Genomic DNA, 19,469 nt, shown 5'->3' on the forward strand with positions numbered 1-19,469 from the left:
CATTTTTTTCTGCTGGTAAGGGGGGGGGGAGTAAAGTTTGGAATTCTTATTTTAACTCACTATAATTTTCGTAAATAGTTCGATTATTGGATAGGATTACATTTATGCCAAATGGAGCAAGATAAAGAATGCCTGTCTGAAAGAGTTTTTCAGACAGGCATTTTTGCTTTTTATGCAATTATGGCCGCCTGAAGACCTTTGCAAAATTCTTTTCGGTACTTTAAATGAGTACACCATGCTTGGGCTTGGCCTGAGCATCTGGTTGTTTGAGAAGGAATAACAGATACTCGGGTCAAGCCCGAGTATGACGGAATATATAGCGGATTAACTTAACTTTCGCTACGGCGTTGCTGCGCCTTAGCTCAAAGAGAACGATTTTGTAAGCCGCTAAAGCGGCAACAGAATCGGTTCCGTACTATTTGTACTGTCTGCGGCTTGCTGCCTTGTATCGAAGTAATTAAATCTGCTATATAAATAAATGCAGGATGAAAACGGCTTTTTTGCGAAGGTACCGCTTGAACTGAAGTTTAAAAATATTCGCCCGGGTTTGAGGATGGCGATTAGGGAGGTGAATCTGCTATCGGGTTTCGAGTACGGCGGAAAAGGTGCTGCCGTGGCCGGGTCGGCTTTCGATTTCGAGGTTGCTGTTATGTTTGGCCAAGGCGTGTTTGGTGATGGCAAGGCCAAGGCCGGTGCCGCCGTTGTGGCGGGAGCGGCCGGAATCGACGCGGTAGAAGCGTTCGGTCAGGCGCGGCAGGTGTTCGGCGGCGATGCCGGGGCCGGTGTCGCTTACGCTGAAACGGGCGTGTTTTTCGTCTTCGCTTTGCAGGCAGATGCGGATGTCGCCGCCTGCGGGTGTGTAGCGGACGGCGTTGAATATCAGGTTGCTGAAGGCGTTGTAGAGGTCGAGCTGGCTGCCGTTTACCCAGATATCGGGCGAGATATCGGTGGTAAGGGTGTGGCGGCCTTGCGAGAGCGAGCCGCCTTCGGCAGCGGCTTGTTCGATTAGGGCGGAAAAGTTTACCGGTTGGCGGTTTTCTTCGGTATGGGGGCTTTCGAGCCGGGAAAGGGTGAGCAGATCGGCGATCAGGCTGAGCATGCGGTTGCCTTCGTGTTGCATCAGGCCGAGGAATTCTTGTTGTTGTTCGCGCGGCATGTCGGGCATATCGGTGAGGGTTTCGAGAAAGCCGTTGATTACGGTTAAGGGGGTGCGCAATTCGTGCGAGACGTTGGCGACGAAATCGGTGCGCGCGGCGTTGAGTTGTTCGGCGGCGGTAATGTCTTGGGTAACCAGCAGGGTTTGGTCTTTGTCGAAGGCGGAGCGGGTGATGAGTATGTTGCGGATACCGTGGAGGGTGTGTATCGGGATGCTGATTTCCGGTGGTTGTTGTTCGTCGGGCACGGTTTGCAGGAAGGTGTGGAATTCGGGTGCGCGGACGAGGTTTTTGAGGATTCCGTTTTGATCGAGGGTGCTGTCGAGGTTGAGGTGTTGCGCTGCGGGGCGGTTGAACCATTCGATGCGGCCGTTGGCATCGAGCAGCAGTACGCCGTTGGGAATGGCTTCGGCTATTCTGTTGAGGTGGAGCAGGGCGGAGGAGAGCTTTTGCTTTCTTTTTTTGCGGCTTTTGGCTTGCGAGAGCAGGGTGTCGAAGATATTGCCCCAGATGCCGCTGCCGGAACGGGGGAGGTTGTTGAGCTTGGGGCTTTTGAGCCAGCGGAAAAGGCGGTTGATTTGGTAGAGGTGCAGGAACAGGTAGCCGAGCAGTACGGCGCAACAGGCGGCGAAGAGGCCGGTGAGGCCGCTGATCAGGTAGCCTAAAACGGCGGCGGCGGCCAGGCTGAGGATGAGTTTGGTAAAGTGGCTGTACATAATGCCTGCTTGGAGGATGCCTGTCTGAAAGGTTATTGGGCGGGTGTGGCGCTGAAGCGGTAGCCGCTGCCGCGCACGGTTTGTACCATGTTTTCGAGGCCGACGGTTTCGAGGCCTTTGCGCAGGCGGCGGATGTGGACGTCGACGGTGCGCTCTTCGACGAAAATGTGGTCGCCCCACACTAAATCGAGCAATTGGCGGCGGCTGTATACGCGGTCGGCGTGGGTCATGAAGAAGTGCAGCAGTTTGAATTCGGTGGGGCCGAAGGGGATGATGCGGCCGTTGGCGCTGACGCTGTGTTCTGCGGGATCGAGCAGCAGCTCGCCGGCTTGGATTTGGCTTTCGGTTTTCTGCGGTGCGCGGCGGCGCAGCAGGGCGTTGATGCGGGCGATCAGTTCGCGCGGGGAAAACGGTTTGGTGATGTAGTCGTCGGCGCCGAGGTTCAGGCCTTGTTCTTTATCGGTGTCTTCGCTGCGCGCGGTCAAGAGGATGATGGGCAGGTCGCGGGTGCGCTCTTGGGCACGCAATTGTTTGGCAAATTGTATGCCGGATGTGCCGGGCAGCATCCAGTCTAGCAATAGGAGATCGGGCAATTCGGCACTCAGCAGGGGGGTGGCGGCTTCTACGCTTTGGGCGGACGATACTTGGAAGCCGGCTTGCTCTAATGTGAACTGGATCAGTTTGATGATGGAGGGTTCGTCTTCTACAACCAATATTCTGACTTCGGGCATCATGTATTCCTTTGGTGGTATTTCGGGAATTTACTGCCGGTATCCGGTTTATTGTGGCATGCGTTCGGGATGTTGTGCAAATGCTTTTGCCGCTGCGAAATGCCTGTCTGAAACGTGTGGTTTGTTTTTCAGACAGGCATTTGGCGGTTTAGCCGAATTTGCCGGTGATGTAGTCTTCGGTTTCTTTGCGGCCGGGTTTGGTGAAAATCTGTTTGGTGTCGCCCACTTCGATTAATTCGCCCAGATACATATAGGCGGTGAAGTCGGATACGCGGGCGGCTTGCTGCATATTGTGGGTAACGATGGCGATGGTGTAGTCGTTTTTCAGCTCGGTAACCAGCTCTTCGATGTGGGCGGTGGAGATGGGGTCGAGCGCGGAAGTGGGTTCGTCGAGCAGCACCACTTCGGGTTTGGCGGCGACGGCGCGGGCGATGCACAGGCGTTGCTGTTGGCCGCCGGAGAGCGAGTTGCCGCTTTGTTTGAGTTTGTCTTTCACTTCGTTCCACAGCGCGGCTTTTTTGAGCGCCCATTCGACGCGGTCGTCCAGTTCGCTTTTGGAGAGTTTTTCGTAGAGCTTCACGCCGAAGGTAACATTGTCATAAATCGACATCGGAAACGGGGTGGGCTTTTGGAACACCATGCCGACGCGGGCGCGCAACAGGTTGAGGTCGATGTCGCCGCCGAGGATGTTTTTGCCGTCCAGCAGCAACTCGCCTTCTGCCTTCATGCCCGGGTAGAGATCGTACATGCGGTTGAAGGTGCGCAGCAGGGTGGATTTGCCGCAGCCGGAGGGGCCGATAAAGGCGGTAACTTTATTGGCGGGAATGTCGATATTGATGTTTTTCAAGGCGTGGAACGAACCGTAGTAGAAATTGAAATTGCGTACGGCGATTTTGCTTTGCATGGTGTTTCCTTGACGTTATGTTTTTTTCAGACAGGCATTGGGATACGGCTATGCCTGTCTGAAAACAAAATTAGGATTTCTTGTTGCCGATATAGCGGGCGGCAATGTTGGCGGCCAGAACGGTCAGCGTAATCAGAAGCGCGGCGGCCCAGGCCAGCCCGTGCCAGTCGGTGTAGGGCGACATGGCGAACTGGTAAATCACGTTCGGCAGGTTGGCGATGGGTTGGTTCATATTGGTGCTGAAGAAATTGTTGTTCATCGCGGTGAACAGCAGCGGTGCGGTTTCGCCGGAAATGCGGGCAAATGCCAGCAGTACGCCGGTTAAGACGCCGGCCTTGGCTGCACGCAGCGTGACCATGCTCACCAGCTTCCATTTGGGCGTACCCAAGGCATAAGCCGCTTCGCGCAGGCTGTTGGGCACGAGCTTCAGCATGTTTTCGGTGGTGCGTACCACTACCGGAATCACCAGCAGCGAGAGTGCGAGCGAGCCGGACCAGCCGGAAAAATGGCCTTGGCGAACCACCACCAGCTCGTAGATAAACAGGCCGATAACGATGGAGGGCGCGGAGAGCAGGATATCGTTCATAAAGCGGGTAGCGGAGGCCAGATGGCTTTTCTGACCGAATTCCGCCAGATAAATGCCGCAGAGAATGCCGATGGGCGTGCCGACCAACAGGCCGAACAGGGTAATCATCAGGCTGCCGACGATGGCGTTGCGCAAGCCGCCCTCCACGCCGGGCGGCGGCGTATCCATGCTGAAAATATGACCGCCCAAGCCGCTGAAGCCCTCGCTGAACAGGGTAAAGAATATCCAGCCCAGCCAGAACAGGCCGAAAGCCATCGTGCACCACGCCATTGCGAGGTTGAAACGGCTCAGCCAGCGGCGGCGCAGATAAATCGGATTGTCGGGAGTATGAACTTGCATGGTGTTTGTCCTTAATGGCTGCGGCCTTCATTGCGCTGCATGCGCAGCAGCATAACTTTGGAAATACAGAGCACGATAAAGGTGATGACAAACAGAATCAGGCCCAGATAGAGCAGCGAGGAGAGGTGCAGCGGATCGACCGCTTCGGCGAACTCGTTGGCCAGCGCCGAAGTAATCGACACGCCGGAGTTATAGAGGCTGGGGCTGATGTTGAAGGTGTTGCCGATCACGAAGGTAACCGCCATCGTTTCGCCCAGCGCCCGGCCCAAGCCGAGAATAATACCGCCGACCACGCCGGCTTTGGTATAGGGCAACACCACGCTGCGCACCACTTCCCATTTGGTGGAGCCCAAGCCGTAAGCCGATTCTTTCAGCATGGTCGGAGTGATTTCGAATACGTCGCGCATCACCGAGGCGATAAACGGGATAATCATCACCGCCAGAATCAGGCCGGCGGCAAACAGGCCGATGCCCATCGGGGCACCTTGGAACAGTGCGCCGATCAGCGGCAGATGGCCGAAAGTGTCGATAAAAAACGGTTGGATGTGCTCGGAGAAGAAAGGGGCGAATACGAATAAACCCCACATGCCGTAAATAATCGAAGGAATGCCGGCCAGCAATTCGACGCAGATGCCAAGCGGGCGGCGCAGGAAGCCGGGGCACAATTCAGTGAGGAAAACCGCGATGCCGAAGCTGACCGGTACGGCAATCAGCAAGGCGATGGCGGAGGTAACCAGCGTGCCGTAAATCGGTGCGAGCGCGCCGTAGTCGCCAGCCACGGTATCCCAGTTGCTGGAAGTAAAAAAACCTAAACCGAATTTCTGCATGCTGGGCATGGCGCCCATGACCAGCGAAACCAGAATGCCGCCCAAACTTGCCAACACCAAGATGGCGAACAGTTTGGTGGTGCCGACGAACAGCGAATCGTACAGCCGTTGCCGCTTCAGTTTTTGTTGGGGAAGTGTACTCATTACACGCTTTCCGAATCGGTTGGAAACTTTAGCTAAATGCCTGTCTGAAAATCCGTATGCAGGTTTTCAGACAGGCATCGGGAACGGTATCAGAAAACGGCGGCACCGTTGGCATCGGTGATTTTCTTCCACTCGCTGCGTACCAGATCTTTAACGTTGGCGGGCAGCGGAACGTAATCAAGCTTGGCGGCCGCTTCGTCGCCGTTTTGGTAGGACCAGTCGAAGAAGCTCAGCGCCGCTTTGGCTTTGGCTGCGTCATCCGCTTTTTTATGCATCAGAATAAAGGTAGCGGATGCCAGCGGCCAGGCTTTTTCGGCCGGTTGGTCGGTCAGCACCAAGCTGAAGCCGGGAACCTTGCTCCAGTCGACATCGGCCGCCGCCGCGAAGCTTTCCTGAGAAGGCTGTACGAATTGGCCGGCTTTGTTTTTCAGTTGTACGTGAGACATATTGTTTTGCTTGGCATAAGCATATTCCACGTAACCGATCGAGTTTTTCACGCGGTTAACATAGGTAGATACGCCCTCGTTGCCTTTGCCGGCGGCACCCGAATCAGCGGTCGGCCATTTAACGGTGTTGGCGGCGCCGACTTTATCCTTCCACGCCGGCGAAACCTGGCTCAGATAAGTGGTAAAAATAAAGCTGGTGCCCGAGCCGTCGGAGCGGAATACCGTGGTAATCGGCGCGTCCGGCAGGCTAACGCCCTCGTTTAGCGCAGCGATTTTCGGATCGTTCCATTTTTTAATGGTACCCAGATAGATTTCGGCCAACACTTCGCCGGTCAGCTTCAACTGGCCGGGCTTGATACCGTCTACATTCACCACCGGCACCACACCGCCGATAACGGTCGGGAATTGTACCAATCCTTGTTTTTCCAATTCTTCGGCTTTCAGCGGCGAATCAGAGGCACCGAAGTCCACCGTTTTGGCGGTAATCTGCTTCACGCCGCCGGAAGAACCGATCGACTGATAATTCACCCGGCCACCGGCGGCCGCTTGATAGCCTTGTGCCCATTGCACGTAAATCGGCTGCGGGAAAGAGGCACCGGCGCCGGTAACGTCCAGGCCGACTTTTTCGTTCGAACCGGCAGCCGTGCCGTTTTGTTGCGGCGGCACCGGCGGTTTGCCGTCGTTGGAACCGCCGCAGGCGGCCAATACGAATGCGGTGATGACAAAAGCGCTCAAGGTACGGATTTTCATAACAGGCTTTCTCTTTCTGTAGTATGGGAAAGTATGCCGGCAGTTTAAAAGGCCAATGTTTCAGTTGTATGACAATGTAAGGAAAATTGAAATATTTGCTCGAGAAAAGGGGGGAACAATAAATGCCTGTCTGAAAAGTTTCAGACAGGCATTTTCGGGTACCGTGCATTTTATTTATGACTTTATGGTTTTATGGAGCACCGGTAGCGGGTTGGCTGCCGGCGGCAGGCTGGGGAGCAGGGGCGCTGTTCCATAGCGGCTGAGGCGCAGCTTCAACAACCTTGATGCGGCCAATTTCGCCTTTGAGCCGTTGCAATTGTTTGTCGTTCCCTTGCTCAAGCTCATAGAGCTGCTTCAATTCGGCCAGCTCGAAATCGGCCAAAAAGGCGAGGGATTGTTTGATTTGCGGTTCCGCCTGCCGTACATAAGCATTCAATTCGCCGATTACGGCTTCGCTGGCGCCGTTTTGCAGCAGCGAAGGCATTTGTGCGGCGATGTGGCCAAGGATTTGCCGGCGTTGTTGTACGGCCGCCGCTCTTTCGGGATATTGGTAGTATTGCAGCAAAGCGGTTTTGCTGGCTTCTACGTCGCTCAGAGACGAGCGGCCGGCATTTTGGCTGAATTCTGCCGGATCCAGTGATTGGGTGTTGATGATGAAAAATTCAGCGTGTGCGGAGAAGGAAAACAACAATATCAGGCCGCCCAATAGGTTTTTTAGTTGGTTTTTTTTCAAGCTTGCGTTTGCCATGGCTTTCTCCTAGCAGCTTTCTTTGCGAACTTGGTACGGTTTTAAGAACTTATCCAACAGCTGGTAAACACCTTTATCAACCATTTCTTTGACCACCGCTGTTTTGGGATCGCCCACGGTAACCGAATAATCGATTCCGTAATCTTTGGTGCCGATTAGGCGGAAGAAATTATGTTGAGTTTGTATTTTGTAAAACGTATTGGTGAGGTTTACGCTGGCCAATTCGTCGCTGCCGGCTATCCGCACCACGGCGCCGGTCCAGGAGTCAACCAAGCGTAAATTAATGGTGGTGGTTAAGGCTTCGGCCCTTCTTTTGAATTGGTATTGATAAATATCCGCGCTGATGTCGCGTTGCGGCGGAATCACGGAATCCTCGTCATATTGGATAATGGCACCGCTGATATAGTAGTTAGAGGGAAAAATTACCCCCACCGGCAGATGTTGCAAAGAAGTCATGGTGGCCGAGAAATTCTGAACGATGCCGGCGGGCATGGTGTAGCGGGGGTCTAAAAAATTGTTGCGCGAATCGGTTAAACCGTCCGGTGCCATCGGCGTTTCGAGTACGTCGAAGTGTTTGAATTTGGTAACGGCATCCATCACCATATCCGAGAGTACGGTTGAATTGATGTCGAAGATTTTGCCGGTTTTGTCCCGGATAGGGGAAATCGCCATCCGGAAGCGGCCGTTGCCTTGTAGTTCCCCGGCTTGTATCGCTGCTGCCGTTTGGGCGGCAAAAAAATCTTTGTGCATATCGCTGAGGCAGGCCAATTTTTTGCCGTAAAACGTTTCGCCGTCGCTGATGGTTTGCGCGCGCAAATCCGCCGCTTCCTGCGCTTTTTTCCGACTTGCTTCGGAAGAATAATGTTTGCGGGTGGCTTGCAAATCGGTCGCTGCGCAGCCGCTTAACAGCAGCAAGGGCAAGATTACGGCCGCTAATCGGGTGGTTTTGGTCGGTTTCTTCACTGGGAAATCGCCTCGAATGAGTTATTGCCCCGGATATCGACAACAATATTGCCGCTTTGTTCATCATCGTCATCCATGCCGGTGCATACAACGCCGGCGCATGCACTGCCTCCGCCGGATGCTTTGGCGCGGATGGTGCTGTTGCGTGCGGTAACATGAACGTTGTCCATTTTCACCCGTGCGCGGGTATTGCCTTGTTTGTTGCCGTTTTCGATGATCACGATACCGGCGCTGCCGTCTTTATTGTCCTGTACCGCGCCGTCGGAAATGATGCGGGTATTTTGGATCAGGATTTCTTTATTACCCGGGTTTTCGATATGGATGGCCGGCTGTTTCTCACCCGGTTTGGCGACGATGGTACCGCCTTGAACAATCAGCCGGTTTTGGGTTTGCGTGATTTTTCCGCCCTGTAAGCCGTTGATTTTGATTTGCTCTTTTCCGCTTTTTTGAATAACGTTCGCGGCGGAAGCGCCTTTGTAGCTGGCAGAGCCTTTATCGGTGATTGAATTAGGGGCGGAAGAGGCCGAATAAGCGCTAATCAAGAGTATGCTGCCCAACGTGGCCGCAACTGCAGGATGTTTGATCTTCATGGTGGGTGTCCTCAAGGTAGGGATATAAACCGATAAGTTTGGTAATAATAAGGATGAAAAGGCCTGCCACTAAAGCGGCGGCCTTTGGTCGGTTGTGTATCTGTTTGATGCAGATAATTGTGGTGGTGGTTAATTATTTGGAAATCACGCCGCCGGCATAGGCTGCACCGCCGTTATTGGCTTTAGCTTTGGCATCGATACTGCCGCCAGTGATAACGCCGACATTCACTTTTGCACCTAAACCTTCACCTTTCGGTGTGGCACTGATCACGCCGCCGGCCATTGCTTCGGAGTCTCTGCCGTTGGCTTGGGCATCGGCTTTGATATTGGTATTGGTTAATACACCGACAGTCAGATCGGTTTTTGCATTACCAAGTGCAGTAGCTGCACCCATAATAGGAACAATACCACCTGCGTATGCACCGCCTGCAAATACCATCAGGCTGAGAAACAGGGCTGAAGAGGTTTTTTTCAATTTCATGATTAATTCCTTTCCTTACATTGTTTTAGGGATGATTGGTTTGGCGCGCCTGTGTTTTGAAGCGGGAAACGCCCCAATCACGTCGGTTAGAGCCGTCATACTATTAGTAGTTTCATGTAATTTCCCTCTTGCATAATTGTAAAAAAATGTTAATTCAAATTTTGAGGATGGAAAGGACGGTGAAATAAGCATCGGGCATGTTTGAGATTTATACCAAATGTATAAAATTTTAAATTTCTTTACGTTTTATACATTATTGAATTTAAATGATTTATTTTGTTTTTATCTGGTGTTTGATAGTTTTTTGTTATATTTTGTTTGCGGATATTGTTTTAAGAAGGATTATTTCGACGTTAAATATGATATAAGAATATGTCAATAATCGTTAGCTTTGAAGGTGAAATTACATGGTGGTACAGAAGCGGTTATGGTTAGGCCTAAAAGGCCTCTGGTGGTTGAACAACGGCAAATGCCTGTCTGAAACGGTTTCAGACAGGCATTTTTTACGCGTGAGAGGTATTACCGGGCGCGTTACCCGGTTTTTACTCTTTCAGGTTCGCTTCGATCCGCTCTAAAGGCTGGTGGCGGATATCGATGCCTCGCACGAGGTAAACGACGTGTTCGGCGATGTTTTTCGCATGGTCGCCGACGCGTTCGATGGCTTTGTTCATCATCATGATGTCGATGAAGGTGCTGATGCTGCGCGGGTCTTCCATCATGTAGGTGGCCAGCATGCGCGATTGGTTACGGTAGTCGGTATCCAGTTTGCGGTCGGCTTCGTTCAGGTCGATGACGGCGGCGGAATCGAGCCGGGCGAAGGCGTCCAGCGCGCGGCGTATCATCGGCACGGTCATTTCGGCCAGCCGGTGGGTGTCGTACAGTTGGGTGGCGTTCACTTTATTGTGGCTGCACAATTCGTAGGCGAGCAGGGCGGTTTTTTTCAATTCGTCGCCCATCCGCTCCAGATCGACGATGATCCGTGTCACCGTGAGTACGAAACGCAAATCTCCCGCTGCGGGCTGGCGGCGGGCGATGATGGTTTGGCAGGCGTCGTCGATGGCGACTTCCAGTTTGTTGATGGCGCCGTCGCCGTCGATAACAGATGTCAGGTTCAACGCATCTGCGCTGGATAAGGCGTCCAGTACGGTTTGCAGCTGTTGTTCCACCAAGCCGCCCATGCGCATCACATCGGTGCGTACGTTTTCGAGCTCTTGGTTGAAGTGTGAGGAGATATGTTCGGGCATAAGGTTGTTCCGCTCGTTGGGGTTGATGGTGCATCATCATAAAGTGATTTGATGACAGAATTTTGACAATGCCTGTCTGAAAAGGTTTGGGCGCCTTTTCAGACAGGCATTGTGATAGTGGCTTAAATTCCGAATAGGACAAGGCGCCGAGCCGAAGACAGTACAGATAGTACGGCAAGGCGAGGCAACGCTGTACTACTCGGAATTTAAGCCACTATACCGTATCGGTCAGCCGGATTAGCTGCCGATAATGCCGCCGTCGTTTTTGGTGATGACGACGGTAGCGGAGCGCGGCCGGCCGCCTGCTGCACCGTCGGGCCAGGAGGAAACGGCTTTCGGGTTGGCCGGGTCGCTGATGTCGCCTTTGCCTTCGCCGGGGTGCTGGATATTGACGAACAGGGTTTTGTTGTCGGGGGTGAACGCGATGCCGGTGATTTCGCAACCGTTGGGGCCGGTGAGGAAGCGGCGGTATTCGTTGCTGCCGGGGATGGTGGCGACCATTTGGTTGTTGCCCATGCCGGCGTATTCTTTCTGGTTCAGTGTGGAGGTGGAAACGTCGGTTTGAATCCACAATACGCCTCGGTTATCGAAGGCGAGGCCGTCGGGGCTGCCGAAGGCGTCGCCTCGGATGTTGCCGCGGTGTTCGGCTTTTGGGGTATCGCTTCTGCCGGCCAGCACCAAGATATCCCATTGGAAGCGGGTTTGCGTGCCGTCGCCGAGGGCTTCTTGCCAGTGGATGATTTGGCCGAACAGATTGTTGTTGCGCGGGTTAGCGGCATCGGCGGCCGGCTTGCCTTCTTTGCCGCGCTCGTTGTTGTTGGTGAGCGTGCAGTAGAGGCTGCCGGAGGCGAACGGGTCGGCAGTGATCCATTCGGGGCGGTCCATCGGGGTGGCGCCCAATTTGTCGGCGGCCAGGCGGGTTTTTACCAAAACTTCGCCTTGGTCGGCAAAGCCGTTTTCGGCGGTCAGGCCGTTTTGGCCATGTACCAGCGGCAGCCAGTCGCCCGTGCCGTCGGCATTGAAGCGGGCGACGTAGAGGGTGCCTTCTTCCAACAGGCGCATATTGGCGCTGCGGTTATTGGGTTGATAGGGGTTTTTCGATACGAATTTGTAAATGTATTCGAATCTTTGGTCGTCGCCCATGTAAACGGCCAACCGGCCGTTCGGGGTAACGGTTACTTTGGCGCCTTCGTGTTTGAAGCGGCCTAAAGCGGTGTGTTTGCGCGGGACGGATTTCGGATCGAAGGGGTCGATTTCCACCACCCAGCCGAAGCGGTTCGGTTCGTTCGGGTTGATTTCGCTGTTGAAGCGGCCGTCTACTTTGCTCCACAAATAGCCTTCTTCTTTTTCGGCGATGCCGTAGCGCTTTTCCAGCGGAGTGATGTTGCCGCCCGGATTGGTGAAAATATCGCTCCAGTTTTCTTCGCAGGTCAGGTAGGTACCCCAAGGCGTGTAGCCGTTGGCGCAGTTTTGCATGGTGCCGAGAACAAGCTCTCCGCGCGGATCGGCCTGGGTTTTCATCAGGTTGTGGCCGCGGGCGGGGCCGGTGATGCCCATCGGTGTGTTGGCGGTAATGCGGCGGGCGTAGCGGGACGGGCGAACTACCTGCCAGTTGCCGTTGTTTTTGCGTACCTCGATAACGGAAACGCCCATGGCGTTTTGGCCTTTGCGTGCTTTTTCCAGATTCCAGTTTGCCGTGCCGTCGGGAAACAGCAGGCCGTTGTCGAGATATTCGTGGTTCATGGCTAAGAGGCCGTGGTCGGAGGTTTCGGAACCGAGCGGCAGCGGGAAAAACGCCATGCCGTCGTGGTTCATACCGGCCTGTAAGGCTTGTTCGCGTGCGCTGTTGCCCGCGTCTTGGCGGAAGGCGGGCATTTTGCCGGCAATCCCGACCGGATCGCCCCATTTATAAAAAGCGCGGGCGGTGTAGCCTTCGGGTACCACCACTTGGTCTTGCGTGGAAAACGGTACGCCGCGAAAACCCAAGGTTTGGGCGCGGCCGGCAGCGCTTGGCGCGGCGGCGCGCGCTTGGGCGGCGGATAAACCTAAAGGTACGGCGGCGGCGATGCCCAGGGCGCCGGTGCTTTGCAGCAGGCGGCGGCGCGACAGCCGGATATCCATCACTTCGGAAAAAGAAGCTTGCGGATTGGGGTTGCTGATGTCATCGGCACGGAATTTTTTGATTAACTGGTGCAGCGGCTTGCTCATGTTGTGTTCCTTCTGAGAAATAAGAATGGATTTATTTAAAGCAAGCATAAAGACTCTTGATGACGATTTAATGACAAATGCCTGTCTGAAAGCTTTCAGACAGGCATTTTTTAGCTTAAATCAACAATGCTTATTCTACCCGTTCGCCGTGGATGTTCAGGTCGAGACCTTCGCGCTCCACATCTTTTTCAACGCGCAGGCCGCCGCAAACCAAGCCGACCACTTTCAGAATCACGAAGCTTGCCACGCCGCTGTATACCACGGTGGTGAGCGCTTCTTGGGTTTGGATCAGCACTTGGCTGCCGATGGTGGCTTCGCCGCCGAAGATTGGGTTGCTGAAGAACACGCCGGTCAGGATAGCGCCGACCAAGCCGCCGAAACCGTGGATGCCGAAGGCGTCGAGGCTGTCGTCGTAACCCAGTTTGCGTTTGAGTATCACGGAAGCAAAATAACAAGCGGCGGCAGTGAGGATACCGAGCGCCAGTGCGCCGCGCGGATCAACGAAACCGGCAGCCGGCGTGATGCCGACCAAACCGGCAACCGCGCCGGAAGCCAAGCCGAGGGCTGAAGGACGGTGAGCGGCCAGTTTTTCGCACAACAACCAAGTGAGCGCCCCTGCGGCGGCAGCGATTTGGGTAACCGCCATCGCCATGCCGGCTGATGCATTGGCCGCTACCGCGGAGCCTGCGTTAAAGCCGAACCAACCCACCCACAGCATGGCCGCACCGGTAAGGGTTAACGCCATATTGTGCGGCGGCATCGCTTCTTTGCCGTAACCCACCCGTTTGCCGACCATAATCGCGGCTACCAAACCGGCGATACCGGCGTTAATGTGCACCACGGTGCCGCCGGCATAGTCGAATACGCCGTTTTCAGCCATAAAGCCACCGCCCCATACCCAATGCGCGGTCGGTGCGTAAACCAGCATCATCCACAAGCCGGAAAACAGCATCATGGCGGAAAACTTCATGCGCTCGGCGATGGCGCCGGTGATGATGGCGGTGGAAATCACGGCAAAAGTCATTTGAAATACCATGAAAACGGTTTCCGGAATGCTGCCGGCATTGGGTGCCACCGTTACCATTTCTTTGCCCATGTCCAGGCTCATACCGTTGAGGAAGAAACGGTCCAGACCGCCGATAAAGGCGTTGCCCGGCGTAAAGGCCAGCGAATAGCCGCACACCATCCATAAAATGCTCACCAGTGCGGCAACGGAAAAACTGTGCATCATGGTAGACAGAATGTTTTTCTTGCGTACCATGCCGCCGTAAAACAAGGCCAGGCCGGGGATGGTCATAAACAATACCAGCACGGCGGAAGTCATCACCCAGGCAGTGTCGCCAGAATTGATTTCGGAAAACGGTTTCCACCACTCTTCGGTGCCGGCGGCGAAACAGAGGGCGGGGAAGAAGGCGGAAGCCGCCATAACAACATGTTTGGGTTGGGGGATTTTCATAATGATTCCTAACATTTTTCTGATCACTGAAACGTATTGCGCAATGTTTTAAACCGCCACTTCGCCGGTTTCACCGGTACGGATGCGGATAACTTGTTCTACCGGCGTAACGAAAATCTTGCCGTCGCCCACCTTGCCGGTACGGGCGGCTGCGACGATGGTTTCCGTTACGTGTTCTACCACCGCATCAGCCACCACGATGTCGATCTGCACCTTAGGCAGGAAATCCACCGCATATTCCGCGCCGCGGTAGACTTCGGTGTGGCCTTTCTGGCGGCCGAAGCCTTTCACTTCGGTTACCGTCATGCCTTGCACGCCGATTTCGCTTAAAGCTTCGCGTACATCGTCCAGTTTGAAAGGTTTGATCATGGCCGTGATTTTTTTCATTTTGTATCCTTTCTGCTTGAGGTCGGAGGAGGGGAATTGGCTGCCGCCGCCCGTCCGCCGGTTTTAGATTGTTAACAGGTTAAATCAATTGTTGACAATTTAACGTAACAAATAAAATTTGTACAACAAAATGTAAACAATTTAACCATAAAGCAATTATGTGCCGATTAAAACGTTGTTTTTTGTTTTTGTTTTTTATGATTGGATTTTTGTGGAAATATAATTCTTATTTTTTGTGTTTTTGAAACGAAATGTTTTCAGCATCGAAAAAAGGAAAGCGGAGATAGGGATGGGCGAGAGGAGTGGTTAAATAGTTGTGGCAACGAAAAAGCCTTGCCTGTCTGAAAAAGCGCTTAGTACCTTTGGATTTCATCATCATGATAATGAAGAAGCGTGAGCCATTTTCAGACAGGCATTTTAAGCGCGGCAGGTGGCCGTTTCAGCCCGCAACATAAGAAAATTAGAGGTTTGGCGGCGGCTTCGGGTATAATCGGCAGCATTTATTTTCAGATTCGGCACGGCCGATTAAGGATTGGATATGCTCGTCTGCAACATCAACGAAATCATCATTCACGGTACCACCAGCAAAGGCAAAACCTTCCGCCCCAGCGATTGGTCGGAGCGTTTGTGCGGCATTCTGTCTTCTTTCGATAAGGGCAACCGCCTCTCTTACCATGAGTGGGTGCGCCCGATTTTGGTGGATAACGTCCGTTGCGTGGGCGTTGATAAGAAGCTGGAAGAAATCAATCCGCCGATGTTCCGTTTCCTGATGGATTTTGCCGCCGATAATGATTTGCGGGTGATGGATTGCGCCGTGTTGGAGCAGGAACGCGAAGCACAGGCACAGGCGCAAGCACGGGAGCAGGCAGAAGCGGCAGAGCTTGCGGCGGCACAAACGGCACCGCCGGCGGCCGAAGCCAAAGAAGAGGCACCGGCTTGGGAGATGCGCGAGATTACCGAACAGGAAACGGCAGTGGCTTTCGCCGCTTTAAGCGTGTTGCGCCCGATGCTGACCGATATGAACCGTTTCGTCGAGCAGGTTAACCAGCTGCAACGCCCGCAAGGCTACCGCCTGCTCGGTATCTTCGAGGAGGGTAAACACAGCGCGGTGGCGGTCTGCGGTTTCAGACAGGCCACCAATCTGGTCAACGGCGTACATATCCATATCGATGATATGGTGGTGATTCCCAACAGCCGCGGTCGCGGCCACGCCACCAGCCTGTTGCAGGAAGTGGCGAAAATCTCGCGCGAACAAGGAATCAGCCATATTTATGTCGAATCCAATATCGGCAGCGAGCGTACCGATGCCCGCCGCTTTTATTTCCGCCACGGCTTCGATATTGTCGGCTACCATTTTGCCTGCGATGTGGCCAGTATCCGTTAAACCGTAGGCGGAAAAACGAAACAAAATGCCTGTCTGAAAACTTTTCAGACAGGCATTTTGTTTGTTTCTTATGCGATCCAAGAAAAACAATGGAGCGGATTTAATTACTTCAATACAAGGCCGCAACGACGTAGCGAAAGTTAATTAAATCCGCTATGAATGTGCGCGCCATGCTCGGATCAAGCCCTAGGGTCTGTCGACAATTAACGCAACGGCGGTATTTTTGGTCAAAAATCCCCGTCTGCAGCGTTAGGTAGCGTAGCGGACTTGCGAAGCTAAAATGCTCGCAAGGTGTTCAACCTTGCTGTGCTTTTTGCCTTGCATACGCGGTTTTTGCCTCAAAAAACCGCTTCGCCGGTTAATTGTCGACAGACCCTAGCATGACGGCGGTTGGTGGTTCAGACGGCCTCAATGAGTTTGCAAAGGTTTCGGAGAAATCAACCATGCCTGTCTGAAAAGTTTCAGACAGGCATGGTTTCAACGGAAAATCAGGTTTCAGACAGGCATTTCCCCCGCAAGCCGTACATCAAACATGGTGCACCACCAGCTTTTTGCCGCCGTAGTCCAACACGTCCACCTCCATATCAAACAGGGTTTTGATGTTTTGCGGCGTAAACACCTCGTTGGGGTGGCCTTGCAGCGCCACTTGGCCGTTTTTCATCGCCACCACAAAATCGGCATAGGCCGCGGCCTGGTTGATGTCGTGCAGCACCACCACGGTGGTGCGTTGGTGTTCGCGGGTGAGTTTTTGCAAAAGCTGCATCAGGCTGCGGGCGTAATACATATCGAGGTTGTTGAGCGGCTCGTCGAGCAGCACGTATTCGGTGCTTTGGCAGAAAACCATCGCAATCATCGAGCGCTGGCGCTGGCCGCCGGACAATTCGGTGAGATAGCGGTGGGCAAGCGGCAACAGCTCGAATTCGGCCAGCGCGTTTTCCACGATGGTTTTATCGTGTTCGGACGGCCTGCCCTGATGGTAGGGATAGCGGCCGAACATCAGCAAATCGCGCACCGAAATGCGGCTGATGATGCTGTTTTCCTGCGTGAGTATCGACAACACGCGCGCCAGCTCGGCGGTGGGGGTGTGGGAAACGTCTTTGCCGTTGTAGGCGATGCGGCCGCCGTGCAGCGGTTGCAGCCTCGCCATCAGCGACAGCAGCGTCGATTTGCCTGCGCCGTTGGGGCCGATTAGGGCGGTGATGCCGCCTTGCGGAATATCGAGGCTGACGTTGTTTAAAATGGTTTGTCCGCCGATGGCGTGGCTGACGTTGCGTATTTCAATCATGGTTATCCAATGGTTGTGCTTTTATTGAATAAGGTTTAAATGGCTTTCAGACGGCCTCTGTGCCGTCAAGCCCGAGTATGACGTATGTACTTAAGCTGATTAACTACGCCGCTTCTTCAACACCAGCCATAAAAACACCAGCCCGCCGGCGAATTCCACCACCACGCTCAACACGGCTTTCATGCCCAAAACGTGTTCGAACACGGTTTGCCCCGCCACCAGCAACACGCCGGCGGTGAGAAACGCCATCGGCAGGCGCACGCTGTGTTTCATATTGGGGGCGAAATGGTTGGCCAGCGCCACCACCAACAGGCCGAAGAAGCTGACCGGGCCGACCAGCGCGGTGGAGGCGGCCACCAACACCGCCACCCACGATAACAACCATAAAGTATGGCGGGCATAGGGTATGCCCAGATTAATCGCTTGATCGCGGCCGAGCAGGTAAACATCGAGGCGGTGGCGTTCGCGCCAAATCCAAAACGCACTGGCAAACAGAATCGCGGCGGAGATGGCGAGCATGTTTTGGTTGACGCTGTTAAACGAAGCGAAGGTATAAGCCTGCGCCACGGCGAATTCTTCCGGATCGATCAAGCGTTGCAGCAAAGAGGAAAGGCTGCGGAACAGAATGCCGAAAATCACGCCGATTAAAATCATGCGCGCCAGATCGCGCCCGCCTTGTCGCAAAAGCATTTGAAACAGCAGCAGCGAGCCGCCGATCATCGCCGCCAGCTCGAAGCCGAATTTGCCCAGCACCGGCAGATGGGTATAGCCCACGCCGCCCAACAGCGCCACCAGCAGCGTTTGCAAAAACACATACAGCGCATCGAAGCCGAGTATCGAAGGGGTGAGGATCGGGTTGTTGGTAACGGTTTGGAACAGCAGCGTCGACACGCCCACCGCATAGGCCACCAGCAGCAGAGAAGCAAGCTTGGCGGTGCGCAAGGGCAGGATGAAATCCCAATTGCCGTTAGCGTTCAGGGTAAGAAACAGCGTGCAAGAAGCCAGCAGCAAAGCGGCGGCCAGCCACAAAGATCGTTTGCTTTCAGACGGCATGGGCAGGCTTCCTCAACAGCAGATACAAAAACAACACCGTGCCCGTTACGCCGAACACCGTTGATACGGGAATTTCAAACGGAAAGCGGATTAAGCGGCCGATGATGTCGCACAAAAGCACCATGCCCGCGCCCATCAAGGCCACCGCCGGCAGGCTCCGGCGCAGCTTGTCGCCCATCATGCGCGAAACGATATTGGGCACCACCAAGCCGATAAACGGGATATTGCCCACCGTTACCACCACCAGCGAGGTAATCAGCGCCACGATGATCAAACCCGCCCACAGAATAGTGTTGCGGTTCAGGCCGAGGTTTACCGCCACCGTTTCGCCCAGCCCGATAATGGTGAGCTGGTCGGCAATCAGATAGGCGCATACCGCCAAAATGCCGGTAATCCACAATAATTCGTAACGCCCCAGCAACACGCCGGAAAAATCGCCCTGCTGCCACACGCCCAACAGTTGCAGCATTTCGGTTTCATAAGCGATAAATACCGCCGCCGACTCAATCACGCCGCCGAAAATAATCCCCACCAGCGGCACCATCAATTGCGCGGTGGGCGGCAGGCGGCGGATTAAAACCATAAACACCAGCATCCCGCCAAGCGCCGCCGCCGCCGCTACCGACATTTTCACCATCAGCGCGGCAGCCGGAAAAAACAAGGCCATCAAGAGCAGCCCCAAAGCCGCGCTCTGGCTCGCCCCCACCATCGACGGCTCGACGAAACGGTTGCGCATCAGAATCTGCATAATCATGCCCGCCACCGCCAGCGACGCGCCGGTGAGCACGATGGCAAACGTGCGCGGCAGGCGGCTGGTGAGCATCAGCTGCATATCGTCGGAAAACTCAAACAGCTTCGCCCAACTGAAATCGGCCACGCCCACCGACAGGCTGGCGGCAAACAGCAGCATCAGCACGATCAGGTTAAGCGCGAGGAAAGGTACGGTTTTTTGCGGCATAAAACGGCTTAAAAGGAAAATGGTTTTCAGACGGCCTGCTTCAACAGGCCGTCTGAACGGTTAATCAGGCGTTCGGATATTTTTTCAGACAGGCATCATCGTCTTTACGTAGGGC

The 19,469-nt window shown here is 54.3% G+C and carries 18 protein-coding genes and 1 pseudogene; 2 read left to right on the top strand and 17 right to left on the bottom strand.

What is annotated here, in order from left to right:
• Positions 1–577 precede the first annotated feature (577 nt).
• The 11 genes from phoR to phoU form a co-directional block, all read right to left on the bottom strand.
• Positions 578–1,870 carry a phosphate regulon sensor histidine kinase PhoR gene (gene phoR, locus Q4C79_RS08125; protein ID WP_303090516.1) on the bottom strand — a complete coding sequence of 431 codons (1,293 nt, stop codon included), beginning with the start codon at positions 1,868–1,870 and terminating at the stop codon, positions 578–580.
• A gap of 32 nt (positions 1,871–1,902) precedes the next feature.
• Positions 1,903–2,601, bottom strand: a complete 699-nt coding sequence (gene phoB, locus Q4C79_RS08130) for a phosphate regulon transcriptional regulator PhoB (RefSeq protein ID WP_303090540.1) — start codon at positions 2,599–2,601, stop codon at positions 1,903–1,905.
• A gap of 148 nt (positions 2,602–2,749) precedes the next feature.
• Positions 2,750–3,505 carry a phosphate ABC transporter ATP-binding protein PstB gene (gene pstB / locus Q4C79_RS08135; RefSeq protein WP_303090517.1) on the bottom strand — a complete coding sequence of 252 codons (756 nt, stop codon included), beginning with the start codon at positions 3,503–3,505 and terminating at the stop codon, positions 2,750–2,752.
• Between the two features lie 70 nt (positions 3,506–3,575).
• Entirely contained in the window at positions 3,576–4,430 is an 855-nt protein-coding gene (pstA, locus tag Q4C79_RS08140; RefSeq protein ID WP_303090518.1) for a phosphate ABC transporter permease PstA, read from the bottom strand.
• An 11-nt stretch (positions 4,431–4,441) separates the two neighbouring features.
• A complete protein-coding gene (pstC, locus tag Q4C79_RS08145) occupies positions 4,442–5,401 on the bottom strand; it encodes a phosphate ABC transporter permease subunit PstC (RefSeq protein ID WP_303090519.1) in 960 nt (319 codons plus the stop codon).
• Positions 5,402–5,490: 89 nt separating this feature from the next.
• The gene (gene pstS, locus Q4C79_RS08150; protein WP_303090520.1) at positions 5,491–6,597 is read right to left on the bottom strand and encodes a phosphate ABC transporter substrate-binding protein PstS; all 1,107 of its coding nucleotides are present in this window, start codon (positions 6,595–6,597) and stop codon (positions 5,491–5,493) included.
• A gap of 190 nt (positions 6,598–6,787) precedes the next feature.
• Positions 6,788–7,345, bottom strand: coding sequence for a hypothetical protein (locus Q4C79_RS08155; RefSeq protein WP_303090521.1), 558 nt, complete (start codon positions 7,343–7,345; stop codon positions 6,788–6,790).
• A 9-nt stretch (positions 7,346–7,354) separates the two neighbouring features.
• Positions 7,355–8,308 carry a hypothetical protein gene (locus tag Q4C79_RS08160; protein WP_303090522.1) on the bottom strand — a complete coding sequence of 318 codons (954 nt, stop codon included), beginning with the start codon at positions 8,306–8,308 and terminating at the stop codon, positions 7,355–7,357.
• On the bottom strand, positions 8,305–8,898 hold the full coding sequence (locus tag Q4C79_RS08165; protein ID WP_303090523.1) for a hypothetical protein: 594 nt from the start codon (positions 8,896–8,898) through the stop codon (positions 8,305–8,307). Before Q4C79_RS08165 ends, Q4C79_RS08160 begins: the two co-directional genes overlap by 4 nt.
• A gap of 133 nt (positions 8,899–9,031) precedes the next feature.
• Positions 9,032–9,379 (bottom strand): hypothetical protein, encoded by a 348-nt coding sequence (locus Q4C79_RS08170; RefSeq protein WP_303090524.1) that lies wholly within the window; start codon positions 9,377–9,379, stop codon positions 9,032–9,034.
• 542 nt (positions 9,380–9,921) lie between these two features.
• Complete coding sequence (gene phoU, locus Q4C79_RS08175) at positions 9,922–10,623, bottom strand: phosphate signaling complex protein PhoU (protein ID WP_303090525.1); 702 nt, start codon at positions 10,621–10,623, stop codon at positions 9,922–9,924.
• A gap of 116 nt (positions 10,624–10,739) precedes the next feature.
• Here phoU and Q4C79_RS13220 point away from each other — a divergent pair.
• Positions 10,740–10,855 (top strand): annotated as a pseudogene (locus Q4C79_RS13220) (IS5/IS1182 family transposase); the annotation flags it as partial.
• A gap of 5 nt (positions 10,856–10,860) precedes the next feature.
• Here the strand turns inward: Q4C79_RS13220 and Q4C79_RS08180 are convergent.
• The 3 genes from Q4C79_RS08180 to Q4C79_RS08190 all read right to left on the bottom strand — a co-directional run bounded on the left by Q4C79_RS08180 (position 10,861) and on the right by Q4C79_RS08190 (position 14,674).
• The gene (locus tag Q4C79_RS08180) at positions 10,861–12,831 is read right to left on the bottom strand and encodes a PhoX family phosphatase (protein ID WP_303090526.1); all 1,971 of its coding nucleotides are present in this window, start codon (positions 12,829–12,831) and stop codon (positions 10,861–10,863) included.
• A gap of 130 nt (positions 12,832–12,961) precedes the next feature.
• Positions 12,962–14,257 (bottom strand): ammonium transporter, encoded by a 1,296-nt coding sequence (locus Q4C79_RS08185; RefSeq protein WP_303090541.1) that lies wholly within the window; start codon positions 14,255–14,257, stop codon positions 12,962–12,964.
• Between the two features lie 78 nt (positions 14,258–14,335).
• Complete coding sequence (locus tag Q4C79_RS08190) at positions 14,336–14,674, bottom strand: P-II family nitrogen regulator (RefSeq protein ID WP_303090527.1); 339 nt, start codon at positions 14,672–14,674, stop codon at positions 14,336–14,338.
• A gap of 538 nt (positions 14,675–15,212) precedes the next feature.
• Between Q4C79_RS08190 and Q4C79_RS08195 the strand changes: the two genes are divergently transcribed.
• Positions 15,213–16,058: a GNAT family N-acetyltransferase gene (locus Q4C79_RS08195; RefSeq protein ID WP_303090528.1), complete on the top strand. Its 846-nt coding sequence runs from the start codon at positions 15,213–15,215 to the stop codon at positions 16,056–16,058.
• Between the two features lie 526 nt (positions 16,059–16,584).
• Here the strand turns inward: Q4C79_RS08195 and Q4C79_RS08200 are convergent.
• From Q4C79_RS08200 to Q4C79_RS08210, 3 genes are all read right to left on the bottom strand, one after another.
• Entirely contained in the window at positions 16,585–17,343 is a 759-nt protein-coding gene (locus Q4C79_RS08200) for an ABC transporter ATP-binding protein (protein WP_303090529.1), read from the bottom strand.
• 99 nt (positions 17,344–17,442) lie between these two features.
• The gene (locus Q4C79_RS08205; RefSeq protein WP_303090530.1) at positions 17,443–18,396 is read right to left on the bottom strand and encodes an iron chelate uptake ABC transporter family permease subunit; all 954 of its coding nucleotides are present in this window, start codon (positions 18,394–18,396) and stop codon (positions 17,443–17,445) included.
• A complete protein-coding gene (locus Q4C79_RS08210; protein WP_303090531.1) occupies positions 18,386–19,354 on the bottom strand; it encodes an ABC transporter permease in 969 nt (322 codons plus the stop codon). Before Q4C79_RS08210 ends, Q4C79_RS08205 begins: the two co-directional genes overlap by 11 nt.
• Positions 19,355–19,469: the final 115 nt, after the last annotated feature.

The organism is Neisseria sp. (assembly GCF_030523955.1).
Classification (GTDB): domain Bacteria; phylum Pseudomonadota; class Gammaproteobacteria; order Burkholderiales; family Neisseriaceae; genus Neisseria.